The following is a 23,999-nucleotide window of genomic DNA, read 5'->3' on the forward strand; positions in this document are numbered from 1 at the left end:
TCAGACCGTCGCCGAGGTCAGGAAGCGGTCGTAGCCCTCGTCCTCGAGCCGGGTGGCGAGCTCCTTGCCGCCCTGCTCGGCGACGCGGCCGGCGACGAAGACGTGGACGAAGTCGGGCTGGATGTAGCGCAGGATCCGCGTGTAGTGCGTGATCAGCAGCACGCCGAGACCGGTGCTCTGGTGGGCGCGGTTGACGCCCTCCGACACGATCTTGAGCGCGTCGACGTCCAGGCCGGAGTCGGTCTCGTCGAGGACGGCGAACTGCGGGGCGAGCAGCTCGAGCTGGAGGATCTCGTTGCGCTTCTTCTCACCTCCCGAGAAGCCCTCGTTGACGTTGCGCGCCGCGAAGGACGAGTCCATGCGGAGGTTCGCCATCGCCGACTTGACGTCCTTCGTCCACGTGCGGATCGCGGGCGCCTCGCCGGCGATCGCGGTCTTGGCGGTGCGGAGGAAGTTGGTGTTGGTCACACCGGGGATCTCGACCGGGTACTGCATGGCGAGGAAGAGGCCCGCGCGGGCGCGCTCGTCGACGGACATGTCGAGGACCTCGACGCCGTCGAGGGTGATCGAGCCGCCGTCGACGTGGTACTTCGGGTGTCCCGCGATCGTGTACGCGAGGGTGGACTTGCCGGACCCGTTGGGGCCCATGATCGCGTGGATCTCACCCTGGTTGATGGTGAGATCGACACCGCGGAGGATCTGCTTGGTCCCCTGCTCGGTCTCGACACTGACGTGGAGATCGCTGATCTGGAGAACGGACATTCAGACTTCCTTCGTGACGGTCGGGTCGATGTAGACGTCGCCGTCGATGATCTCGACGACGAAGACGGGGACCGGCTCGTAGGCCGGGAGGTTCAGGGGGGTGCCGGTGCGGAGGGAGAACTGGGAGCCGTGCGCCCAGCACTCGAGGCTGTCGCCCTCGACGAAGCCCTCGGAGAGCGAGATCTCGCCGTGGGTGCAGGTGTCGCCGATGGCGTGGATCTCGCCGGCGGAGTCCTGCACGACCGCGATCGCGACTCCGTCGACCTCGACCCGCATGGCCTGGTTGGGGATCAGCTCGGAGACCGAGCAGATCATCGCGGCGTTGCTCATGCGGGGACCGCCGCTCCGCGGGAGGAGCCGGTCTGGCCGGCGCTGCCGGCGAGCTCCGCCTCGATCGCGAGCTGCAGGCGGTCCTCGAGCTCGGCGACCTTGATCTGCTGCACGATCTCGCTGAGGAACCCGCGCACGACCAGGCGTCGCGCCTCGTCCTCACGGATGCCGCGGGACTGCAGGTAGAAGAGCTGCTCGTCGTCGAAGCGGCCGGTCGCCGAGGCGTGCCCCGCTCCGGCGATGTCACCGGTCTCGATCTCGAGGTTCGGGATGGAGTCGGCGCGCGTGCCGTCCGAGAGGACGAGGTTGCGGTTCTGCTCGTAGCTGTCGGTGCCGGTGGCGCTGTTGCGGATCAGGACGTCGCCGATCCAGACGGTGCGCGCGCCCTCGCCCTGCAGCGCGCCCTTGTAGGTCACGCGGCTGCGGGTGTCGGGGGCGTCGTGGTCGACGTACACCTGCTGCTCGAGGTGCTGGCCGCCGTCGGCGAAGTACAGGCCGAAGAGCTCGCCGTCCGCTCCGCGCTCGACGAGGTGCGCCGAGGGGTTCACCCGGACGATGGAGCCGCCGAGGGTGACCACGATGTGCTTCACCTTCGCGTCGCGTCCGACCCGCACGAAGTGGTTGGCCAGGTGCCGGGCGTCGTCCGCCCACTCCTGCACGGTGACGACGGTGAGCTGCGCGCCCTCGCCGACGAGGATCTCCACGTTCTCCGCGAGGGAGGCCTCCCCCTCGTTCTGCAGCACGACGACGGCGCGGGCGTAGGGCGCCGCCTCGATGATCGTGTGCGCGGCGCGGGGTGCGGAGCCGAGGCCCGAGCGGACGAGGGTGGCGACCTTCTCGTCCTCTCCCGTCACGCGGACGGCGAGGGCCTTCTCGAAGCTCGACCAGGCGTTCGCGGCGGCGCGGTCCTCGGGGAGGCCGGCGGTGCCGATCCGCTGGTCGTCGCGGCCGACCCACGAGACGTCGACACCGTCCACCGCCGCGTGCTCGAGGGGGGCGGGCGAGCCGTCGAGCGCGCCGTCGATCAGATCGCCGAGGCGGGCGACGGGCGTCAGCTTCCAGGCGATCTCGCGGCCGGTGACGGCCTCGAAGGCCTCGACGTCGGCCGACGCGAAGCGCTCGGAGCGCGTCTGCACGGGCGTGAACGCCCCGTCGGAGTGGGCGCTGATGCCCAGGCGCTCAGCGGCGGCCGCGCCGTCGATCTCGGGGGTCGCGGCGCTCGTGGGGACCGTCATCTGGCGGTGGTTCCTTTCGATGGGTGCGGGGTGCCCCGTCCGGGCGCCCCTTCGAGGGGGGAGGCGGGCGTCAACCGACGCTGCCCTCCATCCCCATCTCGATGAGCTTGTTCAGCTCGAGGGCGTACTCCATGGGCAGCTCGCGCGCGATCGGCTCGATGAAGCCGCGGACGATCATGGCCATCGCCTCGTCCTCCGGCAGGCCGCGCGACATCAGGTAGAAGAGCTGCTCCTCGCTGACCTTCGACACCGTCGCCTCGTGGCCGAGCTGAACGTCGTCGACGCGGATGTCGATCGCCGGGTAGGTGTCGGAGCGCGAGATGGTGTCGACCAGGAGCGCGTCACAGCGCACGGTGTTCGCCGAGTGGTGCGCGTTCGCGTCCACCCGGACCTCGCCTCGGTATCCGGCGCGACCGCCGCCGCGGGCGATCGACTTCGAGACGATCGACGACTGCGTGTACGGCGCCATGTGGACCATCTTCGCGCCGGCGTCCTGGTGCTGGCCCGGGCCCGCGAACGCGACGGAGAGGGTCTCGCCCTTGGCGTGCTCGCCGACCAGGAAGATCGACGGGTACTTCATCGTGACCTTGGAGCCGATGTTGCCGTCGATCCACTCCATCGTCGCGCCCTCGTGCGCGATCGCGCGCTTGGTGACGAGGTTGTAGACGTTGTTCGACCAGTTCTGGATCGTCGTGTAGCGCACGCGGGCGTTCTTCTTCACGATGATCTCGACCACGGCCGAGTGCAGCGAGTCCGACTTGTAGATCGGAGCCGTGCAGCCCTCGATGTAGTGGACGTAGCTGTCCTCGTCCGCGATGATCAGGGTCCGCTCGAACTGGCCCATGTTCTCGGTGTTGATCCGGAAGTAGGCCTGCAGCGGGATGTCGACGTGGACGCCCTTGGGGACGTACACGAAGGAGCCGCCGGACCAGACCGCGGTGTTCAGCGCCGCGAACTTGTTGTCGCCCGCGGGGATGACGGTGCCGAAGTACTCCTCGAAGATCTCGGGGTGCTCGCGCAGCGCCGTGTCGGTGTCCATGAAGATGACGCCCTGCTCCTCCAGGTCCTCGCGGATCTGGTGGTAGACGACCTCGGACTCGTACTGGGCCGCGACACCGCCGACGAGGCGCTGGCGCTCCGCCTCCGGGATGCCGAGCTTCTCGTACGTGTTCTTGATGTCGTCCGGGAGGTCGTCCCAGGTCTGCGCCTGCTTCTCGGTGGAGCGGACGAAGTACTTGATGTTGTCGAAGTCGATGTCCGACAGGTCGGCGCCCCACGTCGGCATGGGCTTGCGCTCGAAGAGCTTCAGGGCCTTCATGCGGCGGTCGCGCATCCAGGCGGGCTCGTTCTTGAGCGCGGAGATGTCGGAGACGACCTCGGGCGAGATGCCGCGTCGTGCGGAGGCTCCGGCGGAGTCCGAGTCGGACCAGCCGAACTCGTAGACGCCCAGGCTCTCGAGCTCGGGGCGGTCGATCAGGATGTCTGACATGTGTACCTCGTTTCCTACCCACTGCTAACCGGTCGGGTCCCGGAGTCATTCCCCCGGGGGTGGCCCGCGGGTGCTCTCCGGCCGGTCGCGCGATCGATCTGATGCGCGGAGCGGATGATGTGCGTCCCTGGATTCCGGAGGTGTGCGTCGGCGCTCCATCGGGCCGTGTGCGGATCACGTGCGCAGGGTGCGTCGAACCGTGACCAGCTTCTCATTCTACCGGCGTCCGCCGTTCAGGGGAACCTCCGCACCTGGGTGTCGGCCGGGCACCGGTGACGCGCATCCAGACGCGCATGGCCATACCGGTGTCGGTGGTCCGTGATTCGGTTCCGCCATGACGAACGACGCATCGACCCCGATCCCCGCACGACTCGTGACCGCACTGGTGGGCGCCGGCCTGCCGACCGGACCCGCGCGGGCGTTCGGCCCTCTCGCCCGCGCGATCGCGGCCGACCTCCCGCTGCGGACGCTCCCCCGCGTGCTCCTGCGCCTCCGGCGGCACCTGCTCTCCGCCGAGCCGGAGCCCGCGGTCAGGCGGCGGGTTGGAGCTCCTGGGCGGCGTCCCGGCGCTGGGCGCGCACGGTGAACAGCCTCGGGTTCACGTCGAGCAGCACGCGGACCGCGCCGACCCAGATGAGCGCCGAGCCGAGGAGGTGCACCGCGACGAGCGTCTCGGGCAGCGCGGTGAGCGACTGCACGACCCCGACCAGCGCCTGCAGCACGACGACCACGAGGAAGGCGATCACGCGCCGCCGGGCGAGCTCCGAGCCCGCCGCCCGCGACAGGCGCAGGAGCAGCGCGGCGCCCACGACGAGCACCGCTGTGCCGAGCACGCCGTGCACGACGGTCACGCTCTCCCAGTGGAACTGCATGCGGGGCACCTCCGCGGAGTCGCCGGCGTGCGGGCCGGTTCCCGTCACGAGGGTCCCCACGAGGATCACGAGGAGCGTCAGGCCGACGAGCCCGATGCTGAGCGCCCGCGTCGCGCGGTCCGGCTCGAAGGCCACGGACTGCGAGCGGTGGGCGCGGTGCCACGTCAGTGCGGTGGTGGTGAGGAGGGCGATGGCGAGAACGAAGTGCCCGGCCACGATGTACGGGTTGAGGCCCGAGTGGACGGTCGCGCCGCCCGCGAGGGCGTTCGCGACGACGAGCCAGAACTGCGACCAGGCGAGCCGGGTCATGGTGCGGTCGCGCGGCTTCTGCAGGCGCGCGGCCGTGATCGCCCAGCCCACCGCGACCACGAGGACGCCGGTGAACGCGCGGTTCGTGAACTCGATGAAGCCGTGGATCCCGAGCTCGGGGGTCGAGGTGAGCGAGCCCGGCTCGCACGCCGGCCAGGTGGGGCAGCCGAGGCCAGAGCCGGTCAGCCGGACGACGCCCCCGAAGAAGATGATCAGGATGCTCGCGACGAGCGCCGCGGTGGTCCCCCAGCGCAGTGCGCGCGGACCCAGGGTCACCCGCTCGGCGAGCAAGGAGAACGGCGTCACCATCAGAAGGGGAGCAGCGGGTCGATGCCGACGGCGAGGAAGAGCAGGGTGAGGTATCCGATGGACCCGTGGAACACCCGCATCGGCGAGACGTGCTCGTGACGGATCGCGAGGCTGTAGAGGCGGTGCGTCTCGGCGATGAACCAGACTCCGCTGCCGAGCGCGACCACCGTGTAGAGCACCCCCATGCCGGCGACGGGGATCAGCAGGAGCGAGCAGGCGACGGTGGCCCAGGCGTAGAGGATGACCTGGAGCCCGACGATCGTGCGTCCGCGCACGACGGCCAGCATCGGCACGCCGGCGGCCTGGTAGTCGTCCCGGTACTTCATCGACAGCGGCCAGTAGTGCGGCGGCGTCCAGAGGAAGATGACGGAGAAGAGGATGACGGGGGCCCAGTCGAGCGAGCCGGTGACCGCCGCCCAGCCGATCAGCACCGGCATGCAGCCCGCGATGCCGCCCCACACGATGTTCTGCGGCGTCCGGCGCTTGAGGAAGAGCGTGTAGAACACGACGTAGATCAGGATCGCGGCGAGCGAGAGGCCCGCGGAGAGCCAGTTGGCCGTGAGGCCGAGCCAGACGATCGACAGGACGCCGATCGTGGTCGCGAAGACGAGCGCGGACCGGTCCGAGATCTCCCCGGTCACGAGCGGCCGGTTCTTCGTCCGGTTCATGATCCGGTCGATGTCGCGGTCGAAGTAGCAGTTGAACGCGCCCGCGGACCCGGCGCTCAGGGCGCCGCCGATCAGGACGTTGAGGACCAGCAGCAGATTGGGGATCCCGCCCTGCGCCAGGATCATCGTCGGAGCGGTCACCACGAGGAGCAGCTCGATCACGCGCGGCTTCGTCAGAGCGACGAAGGCCTTCACCTTGCGCGAGAGGGTCGTCGGCGACGCCCCGTCCCGCTCGACGGCGGTGGTCTCCACGACTGCGTCCATTGCTCCTCTAACGATTCGATGATCCCGAACGAGTGTAATGCGCCCGTCCGGGAGCCGGGCCCGGCGTGCACGCTTGTCCAATCGGACGCAGACATATGCGACCACGCAACCCCCGGTCGGCGGCGCACCCCCCTCCGTATACTCGGGACTGCTCGCCAGAGCGCCCGGCACGCACCCGAGCCCGCCCGACGATCGTCGGCACGGGGCCGAGAGGGTCGTCGCCGGAGCATCGTGTCGAAGTCGTCATGCGGCGTGCTCCACCATGCGAGAGGGCGGACGGTCCCCGTCTGCCCCACGTCTCGAGAAGGGTCAGTACCAAGTGTCAGAACTGCAATGGGAATCCATTGACGAGAAGGCAGTCGACACGGCGAGGGTTCTCGCCGCGGATGCGGTCGAGAAGGTCGGCAACGGCCATCCCGGAACCGCCATGAGCCTCGCGCCCGCCGCCTACCTCCTGTTCCAGAAGGTCATGCGCCGCGATCCGTCCGATGCGACCTGGATCGGCCGCGACCGGTTCATCCTGTCGGTCGGCCACTCCTCGCTGACGCAGTACGTCCAGTTCTACCTGGGCGGCTACGGACTCGAGCTCGACGACCTCAAGGCGCTGCGCACCTGGGGCTCGAAGACCCCGGGCCACCCGGAGTACGGCCACACCGACGGCGTCGAGATCACCACCGGACCGCTCGGCCAGGGCCTCGCCTCCGCCGTGGGCTTCGCCTACGCCTCGCGCTTCGAGCGCGACCTGTTCGACCCGGAGGCCGCCGCGGGCACCTCCCCGTTCGACCACTTCGTCTACGTGATCGCCGGCGACGGCGACCTGCAGGAGGGCGTCACCAGCGAGGCCTCCTCCCTGGCCGGCCACCAGAAGCTCGGCAACCTGGTCGTCATCTACGACTCCAACCAGATCTCGATCGAGGACGACACCAACATCGCCTTCACCGAGGACGTCAAGGCGCGCTACGAGGCCTACGACTGGCAGGTCCAGGTCGTCGACTGGAAGAAGACCGGCGAGTACCACGAGGACGTCGCCGAGCTGCACGCCGCGATCGAGGCCGCGAAGGGCGAGACCGACAAGCCGTCGCTCATCATCCTGCGCACCATCATCGGCTGGCCGTCGCCGAAGAAGCAGAACACCGGCAAGATCCACGGCTCCGCCCTGGGCGCCGACGAGCTCCGCGGACTCAAGGAGGTGCTCGGCTTCGACCCCGAGAAGACCTTCGACGTCGCCGACGAGGTCATCGAGCACACCCGCAAGGCCGTCGAGCGCGGCCAGGCCCAGCACGCCGAGTGGGACGAGCAGCTCGCCGCCTGGGCGTCCGCGAACCCCGAGAAGAAGGAGCTGCTCGACCGGGTCCTCTCGGGCGAGCTGCCCGAGGGCGTCCAGGAGGCGCTCCCCGTCTTCGAGCCCGGCAAGGAGGTCTCGACCCGCGCCGCGTCCGGCAAGGTCATCAACGCCCTCGCCGGCGTGATCCCCGAGCTGTGGGGCGGCTCCGCCGACCTCGCCGAGTCGAACAACACGACGATCGAGGGAGCCGGCTCCTTCGTCCCGACGGAGTTCTCGACCCACGAGTGGACCGGGAAGAAGGGCGGCCGCGTGCTGCACTTCGGCATCCGCGAGCACGCCATGGGCGCGATCCTCAACGGGATCGTCCTGCACGGCAACACCCGCCCCTTCGGCGGCACCTTCCTGATCTTCTCCGACTACATGCGCCCGGCGGTCCGTCTCGCCGCGCTCATGAAGGCGCCGGCCATCTACGTCTGGACCCACGACTCCGTGGCGCTCGGCGAGGACGGCCCGACGCACCAGCCGGTCGAGCAGCTGTCGACCCTCCGCGCGATCCCGGGCCTGGACATCGTCCGCCCCGGCGACGCGAACGAGGTCGCCTACGCCTGGAAGACCATCCTCGAGCGCCGCGAGGGCCCCGCCGGCCTCGCGCTCACCCGTCAGAACATCCCGGTGTTCGAGCGCGGCGAGGGCGACGCGGAGGGCGAGACCTTCGCCTCCGCCGCGAACGTCGCCCGTGGTGCCTACATCCTGGCCGAGGCGCCGGGCGGCACCCCGGACGTGATCTTCATCGCGACCGGCTCCGAGGTCCAGATCGCCGTCGAGGCGCGCGAGGCCCTGAGGAGCGAGGGCGTCAACGCCCGCGTCGTCTCGGCTCCGTCCCTCGAGTGGTTCGAGGAGCAGGACGCCGAGTACCGCGAGAAGGTCCTGCCCTCCTCGGTGAAGGCGCGCGTCTCGATCGAGGCCGGCCTGAGCCTGGGCTGGCAGAAGTACGTCGGCGACGCCGGCCGCTCCGTCTCGATCGAGCACTTCGGCGCCTCGGCCGACTACAAGACCCTGTTCCGCGAGTTCGGGATCACCACCGAGGCGGCACTGTCCGCCGCCAAGGAGTCGCTCGCAGCCTCCTGACCCGAAGGCCGCGTCCACCACGGACGCGGCCTTCGCCGTCGGAGCAGCGGCTCCCCCTCACACCACGCACCACCTACGCAGAAGAAGAAGAGACATGACCGAGAACACCCCCACCGCAGAGCTCTCCGCCGCCGGCGTCAGCATCTGGCTCGACGACCTCTCCCGCTCGCGCATCTCCACCGGAGGGCTGCAGAAGCTCATCGAGGAGAAGAACGTCGTCGGAGTCACCACGAACCCCACGATCTTCGCCGCGGCCCTGACCAACGGCGAGTCCTACGACGCCCAGGTGCGCGAGCTCGCCTCCGCCGGCACCTCGGTGACCGACGCCGTCTTCGAGATCACCACCGACGACGTCGCCGCGGCGTCCGACATCTTCCGCCCGATCTACGACGCGACCAACGGCTACGACGGCCGCGTGTCGATCGAGGTCGAGCCCGGCCTGGCGCACGACGCCCAGGGCACCATCGAGCAGGCCAAGGCCCTCTGGGCCAAGGTCGACCGCCCCAACGCGATGATCAAGATCCCCGCGACCGTCGAGGGCCTCGAGGCCATCACGGAGGTCATCGGCTCCGGCATCTCGGTGAACGTCACCCTGATCTTCTCGCTCGCCCGCTACCGCGCCGTCATCAACGCGTACCTGGCCGGCCTCGAGAAGGCCAAGGACGCCGGCATCGACCTGTCGACCATCCACTCCGTCGCCTCGTTCTTCGTCTCGCGCGTCGACACCGAGATCGACAAGCGCCTCGAGGCCGTCGGCACCGACGAGGCCCGCGCCCTCAAGAGCAAGTCCGGCGTCGCCAACGCGCAGCTGGCCTACGAGGTCTTCGTCGAGGCGTTCGCCACCGAGCGCGCCCTGCTGCTCCAGGAGTCCGGCGCCAACCGCCAGCGCCCCCTCTGGGCCTCGACCGGCGTCAAGTCGACCGACCTCCCCGACACCCTCTACGTGACCGAGCTCGTCGCGGCCGGCGTGGTCAACACGATGCCCGAGAAGACCCTCGAGGCGACCTTCGACCACGGCGTCATCACCGGCGACACCGTCACCGGCTCGTACGCCGACGCGAACGCCGTCCTCGACGCCGTCGCGGCGCAGGGCGTCTCGTACGCCGACGTCACCGAGCTGCTCGAGAAGGAGGGCGTGGAGAAGTTCATCGTCTCCTGGAACGAGCTGCTCGACACCGTCACCGCGGCGCTCGAGGGCGCGAAGGCGCAGGCCTGATCATGGCCATCCAGATCCACGTCAGCGGAGACGCCGAGAAGGCCGTCGACCGCGTCGTCCCGGAGCTCGTCGCCGACGAGGTCGCGTCCGGCATCACCGCCCAGGTCCCCACCCTGTGGGGCGCCGCGGCGGAGGAGGAGGCGGCCAAGCGCCTCGGGTGGACCGAGTCGACCACCGTCTCCCGCCCCCTGATCCCCCAGATCCTCGCCCTGCGCGAGGAGTTCCAGGCCAAGGGCGTCGACCACATCGTCCTCGGCGGCATGGGCGGCTCCTCCCTCGCGCCCGAGGTCATCACCCGCACCGCCGGCGTCGAGCTCACCGTGCTCGACTCGACGGCGCCCGGCCAGGTGCTCGCCGCCCTGAACGACCGGCTCGCGTCGACCGCGGTCGTCATCTCCTCGAAGTCCGGCTCGACCGTCGAGACCGCGAGCCAGAAGAAGGCCTACGAGAAGGCGTTCACGGAGGCGGGCATCGATCCGCTCGACCGCATCGTCATCGTGACCGACCCGGGCTCGCCCCTCGACACCTCCTCCCGCGAGGCCGGCTACCGCGTGTTCAACGCCGACCCGAACATCGGCGGGCGCTTCTCGGCGCTCTCCGCGTTCGGCCTCGTGCCGTCCGGGCTCGCCGGCGCCGACATCGAGGCCCTCCTCGACGAGGCGGCCGAGGCCTCCCTCGGGCTCGCCGTGGACTCCCCCGAGAACCCGGGCCTGATCCTCGGAGCGGCGATCGCCGCGACCAGCCCGCGCCGCGACAAGCTCGCGATCGTCGCCGACGGGACCGACATCGTCGGCTTCGCCGACTGGGCGGAGCAGCTCATCGCCGAGTCCACCGGCAAGGACTGCACGGGCATCCTCCCCGTCGTCCTCGGCACGCTGGCCCCCGAGCTCTCGGAGGACCTGCCCGACGTGCAGGTCGTCCGCCTGGTCGAGGACGCCACGGCGCTGCACCTGTTCCCGCGCGACCGCCACGAGGGCGAGATCCTCCTCTCCGGCTCGCTCGGCGCTCAGATGCTGACGTGGGAGTACGCCGTCGCCGTCGCGGGTCGCCTTATGGGCATCAACCCGTTCGACCAGCCCGACGTCGAGTCGGCGAAGGTCGCGACCCGGGCCCTGCTCGAGAAGCGCCCCGAGCCCGAGGCGCCCGCGTTCACCGACGCGGGCATCGAGGTCACCGGCAGCAGCAGCGTCACCGAGGGCGTCTCGACCGTCGCCGCCGCTGTCGACCGCCTCCTCGCCCAGCTGGGCGACGGCGGCTACGTCTCGATCCAGGCGTACGTCGACCGCCTCGCGCTCCCGCAGCTCGAGGGCGTGCGCGACCTCCTCGCCGCGCAGGCCCAGCGCCCCGTCACCTTCGGGTGGGGCCCGCGCTTCCTGCACTCGACCGGGCAGTACCACAAGGGCGGGGCCCCGACCGGCGTGTTCCTCCAGATCACCGAGCGCTCCGACGTGGACCTCGAGATCCCGGACAGCCCGTTCACCTTCGGCCAGCTCATCCTGGCGCAGGCCGCCGGCGACGCGAGCGTGCTCGCCGAGCACGGCCGGCCGGTGCTGACCCTTACGCTGACCGACCCCGAGGCCGACCTCGAGGCGCTCTTCGAGGCCCTCAACACCTGATCCGACGGGCACGCCGCCGTTGCGCTCTCGAGCGCGCGGCGGCGTGCCCGCGGTCGTCCCGCGACCACTTCCCGGGGCAGCAGCCGGGCCCGCCCGCTCCTCCCCCTCCCTCACCGATAGCAGTGCGCCGGTCCCACCGGCACACAGAAGGACACTGCACATGTCTGTGGACATCACCCCCGAGTTCAACCCGCTGAGGTTGAGCTTCGACCGCCGGTTGAACCGGATCGCCGGGCCCAGCGGCCTCGTCATCTTCGGCGTGACCGGCGACCTCTCCCGCAAGAAGCTCATGCCCGCGGTCTACGATCTCGCCAACCGCGGCCTCCTGCCCCCCGGCTTCGCCCTCGTCGGATTCGCCCGGCGCGACTGGGACGACCAGGACTTCGAGCAGGTCGTCCACGACTCCGTGAAGAAGCACGCCCGCACCGAGTTCCACGAGGAGGTCTGGGCGCAGCTCGCGCAGGGCATCCGGTTCGTGCAGGGCGAGTTCGACGACCCCGAGGCGTTCGCCCGCCTGAAGACGACCGTCGACGACCTCGACCGCGAGCGCGGCACGAACGGCAACTTCGCCTTCTACCTCTCGATCCCCCCGAAGTCCTTCCCGCAGGTCACCGAGCAGCTGCGCAGCTCCGGCCTCGCCGAGCAGAAGGACGGCCAGTGGCGCCGCGTCGTCATCGAGAAGCCGTTCGGCAGCGACCTGAAGACGGCCCGCGAGCTGAACGACGTCGTCGAGTCGGTCTTCCCGCCCGACTCCGTCTTCCGGATCGACCACTACCTCGGCAAGGAGACGGTCCAGAACATCCTGGCCCTCCGCTTCGCCAACATGATGTACGAGCCGCTCTGGAACTCGAACTACGTCGACCACGTGCAGATCACCATGGCCGAGGACATCGGCGTGGGCGGGCGCGCGGGCTACTACGACGGCATCGGAGCGGCGCGCGACGTCATCCAGAACCACCTGCTGCAGCTGCTCGCCCTGACCGCCATGGAGGAGCCGATCTCGTTCGACGCGGCCGACCTCCGTGCGGAGAAGGAGAAGGTCCTCGCGGCCGTCCGCCTCCCCGCCGACCTCTCCACCGCGACCGCCCGCGGGCAGTACGCCGGCGGCTGGCAGGGCGGCGAGAAGGTGCTCGGCTTCCTCGAGGAGGACGGCATGAGCCCCACCTCGACCACCGAGACCTACGCCGCCATGCGCCTGGACATCGGCACCCGACGCTGGGCCGGCGTGCCGTTCTACCTGCGGGCCGGCAAGCGCCTCGGCCGCCGCGTCACCGAGATCGCGGTCGTGTTCAAGCGGGCACCGCAGCAGCTCTTCGCCGAGAGCCAGACCACGTCGCTGGGCCAGAACGCGCTCGTCATCCGCGTCCAGCCCGACGAGGGCGTCACCATGCGATTCGGCTCGAAGGTGCCCGGCGCCGGCATGCAGGTGCGCGACGTGACGATGGACTTCGGCTACGGCCACGCGTTCACCGAGGCGAGTCCCGAGGCCTACGAGCGCCTCATCCTCGACGTCCTCCTGGGCGAGCCGCCGCTCTTCCCCCGGCACGAGGAGGTCGAGCTGTCCTGGAAGATCCTCGACCCGATCGAGGAGTTCTGGGCCACGCAGGGCCAGCCCGAGCAGTACCGCCCCGGAACATGGGGCCCCGATTCCGCCGACGAGCTCCTCGCCCGCGACGGCCGCACCTGGAGGCGTCCATGATCGTCGATCTGCCCGACACCACGACGAGCGAGGTCTCGAAGACCCTCGTCAAGATCCGCGAGGAGGGCGGCGCCGTCGCCCTCGGCCGCGTCCTCACCCTCATCATCGCGACCTCCCGGGGTCACGAGGAGGAGGCCATCGAAGCCGCGAACGACGCGTCCCGAGAGCACCCGATGCGCGTCATCGTGGTCTCGAAGGACGACGGCACCACCACGGTCCCGGTCGACGCGACGGCGCGGGTCGACGCGCAGATCCGGGTCGGAGGCGACGCCGGCGCGAGCGAGGTCGTCGTGCTCCGTCCCTACGGGGACGCGGCCGAGGACGAGGAGAGCCTGGTCACGGGCCTCCTCCTCCCCGACGCCCCCGTCGTGGCCTGGTGGCCGAACAGCGCTCCGGACAACGCCTCCGCGTCCCCGATCGGCCGGATCGCCACCCGGCGGATCACCGACGCGTCGGCCCAGTCGAACCCGGCGGAGGCGCTGCACCACCTCGCCTCCACCTACGCCCCCGGCGACACCGACTTCGCCTGGACCCGCCTCACCCTCTGGCGCGCGCAGCTCGCCGCCGTGCTCGACCAGCCGCCCTACGAGCCGATCACGGCCGTCGAGGTCTCAGGCGCGGCCGACTCGCCCTCGACGATCCTGCTCGCCGCCTGGCTGCAGCTCGAGCTCGACATCCCCGTCGACCACGAGCTCACGATCAGCGCCACCGGGTCCAGCGGGATCCACGGCGTGCGGCTCATCCGCGACTCCGGAGTGATCGAGCTCGAGCGCTCGGTGCCCAACGTCGCGACGCTCACTCAGCCCGATCAGCCGGTCCACGACATCTCGCTCCCCCGCCGCAGCCTCCGGGACTGCCTGGCGGAGGAGCTGCGCCGACTCGACCCGGATGACCTGTACGGTGAAGTGATCTCGCGCGGGGTCGACATGCTCACTGAGAAGGCCGAGGCCCGCAGCGCCTCCTGAGGTGTGGGCGCCCGTCCAGGGCGCCCGCACCTCAGAGCTTCCCGACACGGAGCCGAACCCCGCCGATCGGCACCCGAACCCGAAGGAGTCCCCTGAGATGACCACCGAACGCCGCGTGCTGGTCCACCGCGACAAGCAGACCCTCGCCGGCTCGGTCGCCGCCCGGTTCCTCACCAAGACGATCGACGTCCTCGACGACCTGGGTTCGGCGAACGTCGTGCTCACCGGAGGGACGATGGGAGCCGCCACGCTCAAGGAGATCGGCTCCTCCTCCGCCGCCGGCAACGTGGACTGGTCGCGCGTGCACTTCTGGTGGGGCGACGAGCGCTGGGTGCCCCGCGGCCACGAGGACCGCAACGACGTCCAGGCCGGGGACCTCTTCAGCGTCCTCGATGTGCCGGCGGCGAACGTGCACTCCTACCCGGCCTCGGACGAGGGCCTGGACCTCGACGGCGCCGCCGCTGCCTACGACGCGGAGCTGCGCGAGCACGCCTCCGAGGGGCGCGACTACCCGCGCTTCGACATCACCTTCCTCGGCGTCGGGCCGGACGGGCACATCGCGTCGCTGTTCCCCGAGCGCTCCGCGATCCGCTCCACGACGCCCGGCGTCCTCGTCGTCCGCAACTCTCCGAAGCCGCCGCCCGAGCGTATCACCCTCACGCTGCCGCTGATCAACCAGTCGGACCGCATCTGGATGGTGCTCGCCGGCGCCGACAAGGCCTCGGCCCTGGGTCTCGCGCTCGCGGGTGCCAGCACGAACGAGGTGCCCGCGTCGGGCGCGTTCGGTCGCAAGCGCACGGTGTTCTTCGTCGACCAGGAGGCAGCGGCCGAGGTCCCCGAGTCGCTCATCGCTCCGAGCTACTGAGCACGGTCCGGAAACGACGGAAGGCCCGCCCCCGAGGGGGCGGGCCTTCCGTCGTTCGTCGTCCGGTGAGGATCAGGACGGGGTCGCGGTGCCTCGTCGGGCGCGCAGCTGCTGCAGCGCCTCCTCGAGGAGCTGAGCCGCCTCGGCCTCGGTGCGGCGCTCCTTCACGTAGGCGAGGTGCGTCTTGTAGGGCTCGGTCTTCGCGACCTGGGGCGGGTTCGCCCGGTCGCGGCCCGCGGGGAGACCGGACTGCGGGGAGTCGATCACCTCGGGGATCTCGTCCTCGGGGAGGGCCGCCGAGAAGTGGCGCACCGTCTCATTGCCGAGAGCGTCCCAGTAGGAGACCGCGACGCGCTCCGCGTGGAAGCCCCGGTCCTGCTCGCCCATGGGTCCTGCGCCGACGCGCGAACCGCGGATTGCACTGCCGCCTGATGCCATTGCGAGTACCCCTATGCTCCGGTGGTGAACTTGGTGATGAGTCCGAGCACCACGATGCAGGCCAGCCAGACGACGCCCAGGATCACGGTGATGCGGTTCAGGTTGCGCTCAGCGACGCCCGACGCGCCGAGGTTGGAGGTGACTCCGCCCCCGAACATGTCGGACAGACCGCCGCCGCGCCCCTTGTGGAGCAGGATCAGCATGGTGAGCAGGAGGCTCGTGATGCCCAGGATGACCTGGAGCACGACCTGGAGGATGTCCACGCGGTACCTTTCGAAGTTCTGGCGCGTTGCGCGCCCCGACGAGTATAACGGCGCCTGCGAATCCGCGAGGAATGCGTCGTCCCGTGTTCGGGGCGATGTATACGAGTGTCCGTCGAGGGGCGCAGCGGGTGGCCTCGTCGCGGTGCCCTCGACAACCTCTCCAGTCGCCGGACCGCGAGCCTGTGATCCACGCACTTTCGGATCGATCGAGCCGAACGCGCCGCGCTCTCGGACGACACCCCGCAACGAGCCGACAGCCCCGCACCGGCCAACGCGCGAAGCCGGTGTGGGATCTTCCGAGGCGAACCGGTGATCCGCGTTCCAGCGGATCGACGTAGCCGGACGCATCCCGCTCCCGGAACCGCGCCCCGTCGCGAAGCCGACCGCGCCACGCCGCGCAGGGAGCGGCGTGGACGACGAGAGGGCGGGCCCGATGGGCCCGCCCTCTCGTCGCAGCAGCTCAGACCCCGACGTGGTTCCGGAATCGTGCGATCGCCGCGAACTCGTCGACCTGGAGGCTGGCGCCTCCGACGAGTGCTCCGTCGACGTCGGGCTCGCGCATGAAGCCGGCGATGTTGCCGGACTTCACGGAGCCGCCGTAGAGGATGCGGGTCTTCGCGGCGGTGTCGGCGCCGAGGACGTCGGCGACGACTCCGCGGAGCGCCTTGCAGACCTGCTGGGCCTGCTCGGGCGTCGCGGCCTGTCCGGAGCCGATGGCCCATACCGGCTCGTAGGCGACGACGAGGTCGGCGTCCGCGGGCAGGCCGGTGAGGGCCTCCTTCAACTGGGCGACCGGCACGGCCGACGGGCCGTGCTTCTCGAGGTCCTCCGCGGTCTCGCCGACGCAGATGATCGGAGCGACGCCGTGCTGGAGGGCCGCAGCCGACTTGGCGGCGATGTCCGCGTCCGTCTCGCCGTGGAGCGTGCGACGCTCCGAGTGGCCGACGATCACGTAGTCGCAGTCGAGCTGCTTCAGGAACTGACCCGAGATCTCACCGGTGTAGGCGCCGCTGTCGAACTTCGAGACGTCCTGCGCGCCGTACTTGAGCGGCAGCTTGTCCGAGTCGACGAGGATCTGCACGGGCCGGAGGTCCGTGAAGGGCGGGAACACCGCGACCTCGACGCCGTCGAAGTCGTGATCGGCGTCCTTGAGGCTCCACGCCAGCTTCTGCACGAAGGCGATGGCCTGGAGGTGGTCCAGGTTCATCTTCCAGTTGCCGGCGATGAGCGGGGTGCGGGCGGTGGTGTCTACCATCCGAGGACCTCCAGTCCGGGGAGGCGCTTGCCCTCGAGGAATTCGAGGCTCGCTCCGCCTCCCGTCGAGATGTGGCCGAACTGGTCGTCGCGGAACCCGAGGGCGCGGACGGCCGCGGCGGAGTCGCCTCCGCCGACGACGCTGAGACCGTCGACCTCGGTGAGCGCCTGCGCGACGGTCTTGGTGCCCGCCGCGAACGGCTCGAGCTCGAAGACGCCCATGGGGCCGTTCCAGAACACCGTCCTGGACGCCGCGATGATCTCGGCGAAGTGCGCGGCGGTGTCCGGTCCGATGTCCAGGCCGAGGCCCTTCTCACCGAAGGGCGTGCCCTCGATCGCGTCGGCCGAGGCGACCTGGTGCTCGGCGTCGGGGCCGAACTCCGACGCCACGACGACGTCCGTCGGCAGGACGATCTCCACACCCAGCTCCTTCGCCTTCGCGAGGTAGCCGAGCACGGTGTCGACCTGGTCGGCCTCCAGCAGGCTGGCGCCGACCTCGTGGCCCTGGGCCTTGAGGAAGGTGAAGAGCATTCCGCCGCCGATGAGGATCGAGTCGACCTTCGGCAGCAGGTGCTCGATCACGCCGAGCTTGTCCGAGACCTTCGAGCCGCCGAGGACGACCGCGTAGGGGCGCTCGGGCTTCTCGGTGAGCCGCTCCAGCACCTCGAGCTCGGCCGCGATCAGCGTGCCGGCGGCGCTGGGGAGAAGCTCGGCGAGCTCGTAGACGCTCGCCTGCTTGCGGTGCACGACGCCGAACCCGTCGGAGACGAAGGCGTCACCGTAGGCGGCCAGCTTCTCGGCGAAGGTGCGGCGCTCGGCCTCGTCCTTGCTCGTCTCGCCGGCGTTGAACCGGAGGTTCTCGAGGACGACGACCTGGCCGTCCTCGAGGGCGTCGACGGCGGCCGAGGCCGCCTCCCCGACGGTGTCCTCGGCGAAGGCCACCGGAGCGTCGAGCAGCTCGCCGAGGCGGGCGGCGACGGGAGCGAGGCTGTACTTCGCCTCGGGCTTCCCCTCGGGGCGCCCGAGGTGGCTCACGACCACGACTCGGGCGCCCTCGGAGACCAGACGCTGGAGCGTGGGCACCGACGCGCGCACGCGGCCGTCGTCCGTGATCGTTCCGTCCTTCAGGGGGACATTCAGATCGCAGCGGACGACGACGCGCTTGCCTGCGAGGGAGCCCAGTGAGTCCAGAGTGCGGAGCGTCACTGCGCGCAGCCCTTAGAGCTTGCCGGCGACGAACTCGGTGACGTCGACGAGGCGGTTGGAGTAGCCCCACTCGTTGTCGTACCAGGAGGCGACCTTGACCTGGCTGCCGATGACCTTCGTGAGGCCCGCGTCGAAGATCGACGAGTGCGGGTCGGTCACGATGTCGCTCGAGACGATCGGGTCCTCGGTGTACTTGAGGATGCCCTTGAGGTCTCCCTCGGAGGCCGCCTTGTACGCCGCGTTGATCTCCTCGACGGTGGCGGGCTTGGTCAGCTCGACGGTGAGGTCGGTGATCGAGCCGGTCGGGACCGGGACGCGGAGGGCGTAGCCGTCGAGCTTGCCGACGAGCTCCGGGATGACCAGGCCGAGCGCCTTGGCGGCACCGGTCGAGGTCGGGATGATGTTGACGGCGGCGGCGCGGGCGCGACGCAGGTCGCTGTGCGGGCCGTCCTGGAGGTTCTGGTCGGCGGTGTACGCGTGGACCGTGGTCATCAGGCCGCGCTCGATGCCGAAGTTGTCGAGCAGCACCTTGGCGAGCGGCGCGAGGCAGTTCGTGGTGCAGGACGCGTTCGAGATGATGTCGTGCGTCGCGGGGTTGTAGGTGTTCTCGTTCACGCCGAGGACCAGGGTCGCGACGTCGCTGCCGGTGGCGGGAGCGGAGACGATGACCTTCTTGGCACCCGCGGTGATGTGCTTGCGCGCGTCCTCCGACTTGGTGAAGCGGCCGGTCGACTCGATGACGACGTCGACTCCCAGCTCGCCCCAGGGGAGGTTCGCGGGGTCGCGCTCCTCGAGGACGATGATCGGCTTGCCGTTGACGACGATGCGGTCGCCGTCGAGCTCGACGGTCGCGTCGAGGCGGCCCGTGATGGAGTCGTACTTCAGGAGGTGCGCGAGGGCCTTGTTGTCGGTGAGGTCGTTGACCGCGACGATCTCGAGGTCGCTGCCCTTGGCGAGGGCTGCACGGAAGAAGTTACGGCCGATACGGCCGAAGCCGTTGATGCCGATCTTGACGGACACAGATATCTCCTGGTGAGGAAAGGCACCTCGACGGTGCAGTGGAGGGGTGGAAGCCGGCGACAGGGCGTCCCGGACGCGGGGCCCGGGACGCCGAGATCGCTACGACAGTAGCAGCAGGCCCGAAGTCTTCTCGCGGGCCTTCTCGAAGCGCGCGGAGACGTCGGCCCAGTTCACGATGTTCCAGAACGCCTTGACGTAGTCGGCCTTCACGTTGACGTAGTCGAGGTAGAAGGCGTGCTCCCACATGTCGAGGAGGAGGACCGGGACGGTCGCCGCGGCGAGGTTGCCCTGGTGGTCGTAGAGCTGCTCGATGATGAGCTTCTCGCCGAGCGAGTCCCAGGCGAGGATCGACCAGCCGGAGCCCTGGATGCCGAGGGCCGAGGCGGTGAAGTGGGCGCGGAACTTGTCGAACGACCCGAAGTTGTCGTCGATGGCCGCGGCGAGCTCGCCGACGGGCTTGTCGCCGCCGTCCGGCGAGAGGTTGTTCCAGAACACGGTGTGGTTCACGTGACCGGCGAGGTTGAAGGCGAGGTCCTTCTGGAGCTTGTTCACGTTCGCGAGGTTCTCGCTGTCGCGAGCCTCCTGCAGCGAGGCGAGGGCGGTGTTCGCCCCGGCCACGTACGTCGCGTGGTGCTTGTCGTGGTGGAGCTCCATGATCCGCCCACTGATGTTCGGCTCGAGGGCCGAGTAGTCGTAGGGCAGTTCGGCGAGCGTGTAGTCAGCCATGTGCGATCTCCTGTTCGTGGTCGTCGCTCCCGTGCGACCCGCCGGCGTCTCGGCGTCCTCCGCGAGGCGGAGGAGGAGGGCCGGGAGTGTCCTGAGCGACCCGATCAGTCTAGCGAGGGGGCCCCTCCGCGTTCGGAGGGCTTGCGTTGTTCGACCAGGAGACACTCAGCGTTCGCCGGGCGGGGCGCGCCGTGCGGCCGGGCCTACAGGTCCTGCAGCTCTGCCGGGAGGTTCGCGTCGGTGCCCGGGATGTCGAGGTCGGACGCGCGCTTGTCGGCCATCGCGAGGAGGCGGCGGATGCGGCCGGCGACGGCGTCCTTCGTCATCGGCGGATCGGCGTGGTGGCCGAGCTCGTCGAGGCTCGCGTCGCGGTGCGCGAGGCGCAGGCGCCCGGCGTAGCGGAGGTGCTCGGGGATGTCGTCGCCCAGGATCTCCATCGCGCGCTCGACGCGGGCGCACGCCGCGACGGCGGCCTGGGCGGAGCGGCGGAGGTTCGCGTCGTCGAAGTTGACGAGGCGGTTCGCGGTCGCCCGCACCTCGCGGCGCTGGCGCAGCTCCTCCCAGCTCGCGACGGTCGCGGTCGCGCCCATCAGGGTGAGCATCGCGCTGATGCTCTCGCCGTCGCGGATGACGACCCGGTGGACGCCGCGCACCTCGCGGGACTTGGCCTGGACTCCCAGGCGTCCGGCGGCTCCGACGATCGCCATGGCCGCCTCGTTGCCGGGGCAGATGATCTCGAGCGCCGCGGAGCGGCCCGGGTCGGTCAGCGAGCCCTGGGCGAGGAAGGCGCCGCGCCACAGGGCGGCGAGCTCCTCGCGGGAGCCGGTCGTGAGGCGGTTGGGCAGGCCGCGGACGGGCCGGCCCCGCTGGTCGAGGAGGCCGGTCTGCCGGGCGAGGGTGTCCCCGCCCTCGACGACGCGCACCAGCCAGCTCGTGGTCCTCCGGGATCCGCCGGCCGAGACGATGCTGCCCTCGCTGCGGACGCCGTACAGCTCGGCGAGGTCGCGGCGCACGCGGGTCGCGAGCGGGGCGGAGTCGAGCTCGACCTCGACCGCGAGGCGGTTGGAGATGATGTGCAGTCCTCCGGAGAAGCGGAGGATGGTCGCCAGTTCGGCGGCACGGACGGTGTTCTTGCGCGAGACGATCGCGACCAGTTCGCCCTTGACGTCTGCGGTGAGGGCCACGGAGTCTTCCTTACGTCGGGTGCGCGGCTGAGCGCGCGGGGATCATTCTCGGCCGAGGTCGCGGTGCGCCACGTTGACGGCGACGCCCGGCAGCTCGGCCAGACGGGCCGCGACACGGCCCGCGACCGCGACGGAGCGGTGCTTGCCTCCCGTGCAGCCGATCGCGATGGTCGCGTGGCGCTTGTTCTCGCGCTGGTAGCCGTCGAGCACGGGGCGCAGGGCCCGGGAGTAGGAGTCGATGAACTCCTCGGCGCCCTGCTGGGCCAGCACGTAGTCTCTCACCTCTTCGTCGAGACCCGTGTGCGGACGCAGCTCAGGGATCCAGTACGGGTTCGGCAGGAACCGCGCGTCGGCCACCATGTCGGCGTCCGTCGGCAGCCCGTACTTGAAGCCGAAGCTCATCACCGTGACCTGGAGGCCCGCGCGGCCGGCCTCGGCGAAGCGCTCGGTGATGCTGGTGGCCAGCTGGTGGATGTTGAGGTCCGAGGTGTCGATGACGATGTCGGCCGACTCCCGCAGCTGAGCGAGGCGCGTCCGCTCGGCGGAGATGCCGTCGAGGAGGGTCCCCCGGCCCTGCAGCGGGTGCGGACGGCGCACCTGCTCGAAGCGGCGGACGAGCGCGGCGTCGGTGGCCTCGAGGAACACCACGCGGAGGTCGACCCCGGCGCGCAGCTCGCGGACGATGTCGCCGAGGTCCTCGAAGAAGTCGCGTCCGCGGACGTCGACGACAGCCGCGATCTTCGGCAGCGTGTCCCCTGCACGCTGCGCCAGGTCGACCAGCGGGCGCAGCATCTGCGGCGGCAGGTTGTCGACGACGTACCAGCCGAGGTCCTCCAGCGCGTTCGCGGCCGTGGACCGGCCCGCTCCGGACATCCCCGTGACGATCAGCACGTCCTGCTGCTCGCTCTCCGTGCTCATGCGCTCTCCGTGCTCGTGTCTGCTCGTGTCCTCGGTGCCGGGCACCGGCCGCTCTCCCCCGGAGCGCGGGCCTCCAGCCTAGGGCGTGCCCCCGACGGCGGACCCGTCCGGATGCAGGTGCGCGTGGATCGCGCCCGCCAGCGTCGGGCCGATGCCCTTGACCTCGGCGATCTCGGCCTCGCCCGCCTCGCGGAGCCGGGCGACGGATCCGAAGTGCTTCAGCAGGTCGCGAACTCGCGTGCCTCCGAGCCCGGGCACCTCGGCCAGCTGCGACGAGATGTCGCGCTTGCGACGCGTCCTCTGGTGGGTGATCGCGAAGCGGTGCGCCTCGTCGCGGATGCGCTGGAAGAGGAAGAGCGCATCGCTGTTGCGCGGCAGGATGACGGGGAAGTCGGAGTCCGGCAGCCAGATCTCCTCGAGGCGCTTGGCGATCCCGCAGAGGGTGATGCCGGTCACCCCGGACTCGTCGAGCGCGCGCTGCGCCGCCGCGACCTGCGGCTGGCCGCCGTCGACGATCAGCAGTTGCGGGGGGTACGAGAACTTGCGCCGCTTGGCCTCGCCGGTCTCGGGGTCGACCGCCGCGGGCTCGACCGGCTCGCGGAGATAGGCGAGGCGGCGGGTGAGCACCTGGTGCAGCGACTCGGTGTCGTCCGTCGACTCCGCGATGGAGAACCGCCGGTACTGGTCCTTCCGCGCGAGCCCGTCCTCGAAGACCACCATCGAGGCGACGATGTTGGTGCCGCTGAGGTGGGAGACGTCGTAGCACTCCATCCGGAGCGGCGCCTCGCTCATGCCGAGGGCGTCGCGGATGTCCTCCAGAGCCTGCGTCCGAGCGGTGAAGTCGGCGGAGCGGCGGGTCTTGTAGAGCATCAGCGAGTGCTTCGCGTTCTGCGTCGCCGTCTCGAGGAGGGCGGCCTTGTCTCCGCGCTGGGCCGCTCGGAGGCGCACGTTCGTGCCACGCAGTCCGCTCAGCCACTCCTCGAGCGCCTCGGTGTCCTCGGGCAGCTCCGGCACGACGACCTCCCGGGGCGGGACGTCGCCGGTCTCGTAGGCGGCCTGGAGGGCCGTGTCGACGAGCTCCGCCGTGCTCATGTCGAGCTCCTTGTCGACGACCCAGCCCCGCTCGCCGCGGATGCGCCCGCCGCGGACCCGGAACTGCTGCACGGAGGCGGCGAGCTCGTCGTGGACGATCGCGTAGAGGTCGACGTCCACATTGTCCTTGAGCACGACCGCGCTCTTGGCGAGGACCGCGTCGAGAGCGGCGGCCTGATCGCGCAGCTTCCCCGCGCGCTCGTACTCCATCGCGGCGGCGGCCTCGCGCATCTCCTTCTCGAGCTCGCCGATCATCCGGCGGTCGTGGCTGCCCATGAAGGCGACGAAGCGGTCGACCATCTCGCGGTGCTCGGCGAAGGTGACGCGGTGGGAGCAGGGCCCGCCGCAGCGGCCGATCTGCGACGCGAAGCAGGGCTTGCCGCTCTGCATGGCGCGCTTGTAGTTGGAGTCGTTGCAGGTCCTGATCGGGAACGCCTTGATCATCAGGTCGATCGTCTCGTGGATCGCCCAGATCTTCGGGTAGGGCCCGAAGTAGCGGGCCTTCCTGATCTTGGCGTTCCGCGTGACCATCACCCGCGGGGCCTCGTCGCCGAGCGTCACCGCCATGTAGGGGTAGGACTTGTCGTCGCGGAACTTGACGTTGAAGGGGGGATCGAACTCGTTGATCCAGGTGAACTCGAGCTGCAGGGCCTCGACGTCGGTGCCGACGACGGTCCACTCGACGCCGGAGGCCGAGGTGACCATCCGCCGGGTGCGCTCGTGCAGGCTCGGCAGCGGGGCGAAGTAGTTGCTCAGCCGCGCGCGGAGGTTCTTGGCCTTGCCCACGTAGAGCACCCGCCCCCGGGCGTCCGTGAAGCGGTACACGCCCGGGAGGGTCGGGATCTCACCCGGCTTCGGCCGGAAGTCGACTGTCTGCGCCATGCCT

21 protein-coding genes are annotated in these 23,999 nt (G+C 70.3%); 6 read left to right on the forward strand and 15 right to left on the reverse strand.

The window, feature by feature from the left end; translation table 11 throughout:
* The 6 genes from sufC to C5B93_RS07105 form a co-directional block, all read right to left on the reverse strand.
* Nucleotides 1-762 carry a Fe-S cluster assembly ATPase SufC gene (gene sufC, locus C5B93_RS07080; protein WP_104221937.1) on the reverse strand — a complete coding sequence of 254 codons (762 nt, stop codon included), beginning with the start codon at nt 760-762 and terminating at the stop codon, nt 1-3.
* Nucleotides 763-1,092: a non-heme iron oxygenase ferredoxin subunit gene (locus C5B93_RS07085; protein ID WP_077222834.1), complete on the reverse strand. Its 330-nt coding sequence runs from the start codon at nt 1,090-1,092 to the stop codon at nt 763-765.
* Entirely contained in the window at nt 1,089-2,327 is a 1,239-nt protein-coding gene (gene sufD, locus C5B93_RS07090) for a Fe-S cluster assembly protein SufD (protein ID WP_104292110.1), read from the reverse strand. Before sufD ends, C5B93_RS07085 begins: the two co-directional genes overlap by 4 nt.
* Before the next feature lie 70 nt (nt 2,328-2,397).
* Nucleotides 2,398-3,816 (reverse strand): Fe-S cluster assembly protein SufB, encoded by a 1,419-nt coding sequence (sufB, locus tag C5B93_RS07095; RefSeq protein ID WP_104221933.1) that lies wholly within the window; start codon nt 3,814-3,816, stop codon nt 2,398-2,400.
* A 530-nt stretch (nt 3,817-4,346) separates the two neighbouring features.
* Nucleotides 4,347-5,306, reverse strand: coding sequence for a heme A synthase (locus C5B93_RS07100; protein WP_104232634.1), 960 nt, complete (start codon nt 5,304-5,306; stop codon nt 4,347-4,349).
* Nucleotides 5,306-6,238, reverse strand: a complete 933-nt coding sequence (locus C5B93_RS07105; protein WP_104232635.1) for a heme o synthase — start codon at nt 6,236-6,238, stop codon at nt 5,306-5,308. Before C5B93_RS07105 ends, C5B93_RS07100 begins: the two co-directional genes overlap by 1 nt.
* 319 nt (nt 6,239-6,557) lie before the next feature.
* On the opposite strand from C5B93_RS07105, the gene tkt reads away from it, so the two are divergent.
* From tkt to pgl, 6 genes are all read left to right on the forward strand, one after another.
* Nucleotides 6,558-8,651 carry a transketolase gene (gene tkt / locus C5B93_RS07110; RefSeq protein ID WP_104221926.1) on the forward strand — a complete coding sequence of 698 codons (2,094 nt, stop codon included), beginning with the start codon at nt 6,558-6,560 and terminating at the stop codon, nt 8,649-8,651.
* A gap of 94 nt (nt 8,652-8,745) precedes the next feature.
* Complete coding sequence (gene tal, locus C5B93_RS07115) at nt 8,746-9,867, forward strand: transaldolase (protein WP_104221924.1); 1,122 nt, start codon at nt 8,746-8,748, stop codon at nt 9,865-9,867.
* A 2-nt stretch (nt 9,868-9,869) separates the two neighbouring features.
* The gene (locus C5B93_RS07120) at nt 9,870-11,483 is read left to right on the forward strand and encodes a glucose-6-phosphate isomerase (RefSeq protein ID WP_104292111.1); all 1,614 of its coding nucleotides are present in this window, start codon (nt 9,870-9,872) and stop codon (nt 11,481-11,483) included.
* Nucleotides 11,484-11,643: 160 nt separating this feature from the next.
* Nucleotides 11,644-13,182 (forward strand): glucose-6-phosphate dehydrogenase, encoded by a 1,539-nt coding sequence (gene zwf / locus C5B93_RS07125; protein ID WP_104221920.1) that lies wholly within the window; start codon nt 11,644-11,646, stop codon nt 13,180-13,182.
* A complete protein-coding gene (locus tag C5B93_RS07130; RefSeq protein ID WP_104221919.1) occupies nt 13,179-14,147 on the forward strand; it encodes a glucose-6-phosphate dehydrogenase assembly protein OpcA in 969 nt (322 codons plus the stop codon). The genes zwf and C5B93_RS07130 overlap by 4 nt, the downstream gene beginning before the upstream one ends.
* A 97-nt stretch (nt 14,148-14,244) precedes the next feature.
* A complete protein-coding gene (gene pgl / locus C5B93_RS07135) occupies nt 14,245-15,012 on the forward strand; it encodes a 6-phosphogluconolactonase (RefSeq protein ID WP_104292112.1) in 768 nt (255 codons plus the stop codon).
* A 72-nt stretch (nt 15,013-15,084) separates the two neighbouring features.
* On the opposite strand, the gene C5B93_RS07140 is transcribed toward pgl, so the two are convergent.
* The 9 genes from C5B93_RS07140 to uvrC form a co-directional block, all read right to left on the reverse strand.
* Nucleotides 15,085-15,450 (reverse strand): RNA polymerase-binding protein RbpA, encoded by a 366-nt coding sequence (locus C5B93_RS07140; RefSeq protein ID WP_055791968.1) that lies wholly within the window; start codon nt 15,448-15,450, stop codon nt 15,085-15,087.
* A gap of 11 nt (nt 15,451-15,461) precedes the next feature.
* On the reverse strand, nt 15,462-15,713 hold the full coding sequence (gene secG, locus C5B93_RS07145; protein ID WP_104221915.1) for a preprotein translocase subunit SecG: 252 nt from the start codon (nt 15,711-15,713) through the stop codon (nt 15,462-15,464).
* A 460-nt stretch (nt 15,714-16,173) separates the two neighbouring features.
* Entirely contained in the window at nt 16,174-16,968 is a 795-nt protein-coding gene (gene tpiA / locus C5B93_RS07150; RefSeq protein ID WP_104292113.1) for a triose-phosphate isomerase, read from the reverse strand.
* The gene (locus C5B93_RS07155) at nt 16,962-18,173 is read right to left on the reverse strand and encodes a phosphoglycerate kinase (RefSeq protein ID WP_104257823.1); all 1,212 of its coding nucleotides are present in this window, start codon (nt 18,171-18,173) and stop codon (nt 16,962-16,964) included. Before C5B93_RS07155 ends, tpiA begins: the two co-directional genes overlap by 7 nt.
* Nucleotides 18,174-18,185: 12 nt before the next feature.
* Nucleotides 18,186-19,193, reverse strand: a complete 1,008-nt coding sequence (gene gap, locus C5B93_RS07160) for a type I glyceraldehyde-3-phosphate dehydrogenase (RefSeq protein ID WP_104292114.1) — start codon at nt 19,191-19,193, stop codon at nt 18,186-18,188.
* Between the two features lie 99 nt (nt 19,194-19,292).
* Nucleotides 19,293-19,919, reverse strand: coding sequence for a superoxide dismutase (locus C5B93_RS07165; protein WP_104221907.1), 627 nt, complete (start codon nt 19,917-19,919; stop codon nt 19,293-19,295).
* Nucleotides 19,920-20,122: 203 nt separating this feature from the next.
* A complete protein-coding gene (gene whiA, locus C5B93_RS07170) occupies nt 20,123-21,103 on the reverse strand; it encodes a DNA-binding protein WhiA (RefSeq protein WP_104221905.1) in 981 nt (326 codons plus the stop codon).
* A gap of 42 nt (nt 21,104-21,145) precedes the next feature.
* Entirely contained in the window at nt 21,146-22,021 is an 876-nt protein-coding gene (gene rapZ / locus C5B93_RS07175) for an RNase adapter RapZ (RefSeq protein WP_097166020.1), read from the reverse strand.
* A gap of 78 nt (nt 22,022-22,099) precedes the next feature.
* Nucleotides 22,100-23,995 carry an excinuclease ABC subunit UvrC gene (gene uvrC / locus C5B93_RS07180; protein ID WP_104268633.1) on the reverse strand — a complete coding sequence of 632 codons (1,896 nt, stop codon included), beginning with the start codon at nt 23,993-23,995 and terminating at the stop codon, nt 22,100-22,102.
* Between the last annotated feature and the right edge of the window lie 4 nt (nt 23,996-23,999).

Origin of the sequence: Rathayibacter sp. AY1A2, from assembly GCF_002930935.1 — a bacterium.
GTDB lineage: Bacteria > Actinomycetota > Actinomycetes > Actinomycetales > Microbacteriaceae > Rathayibacter.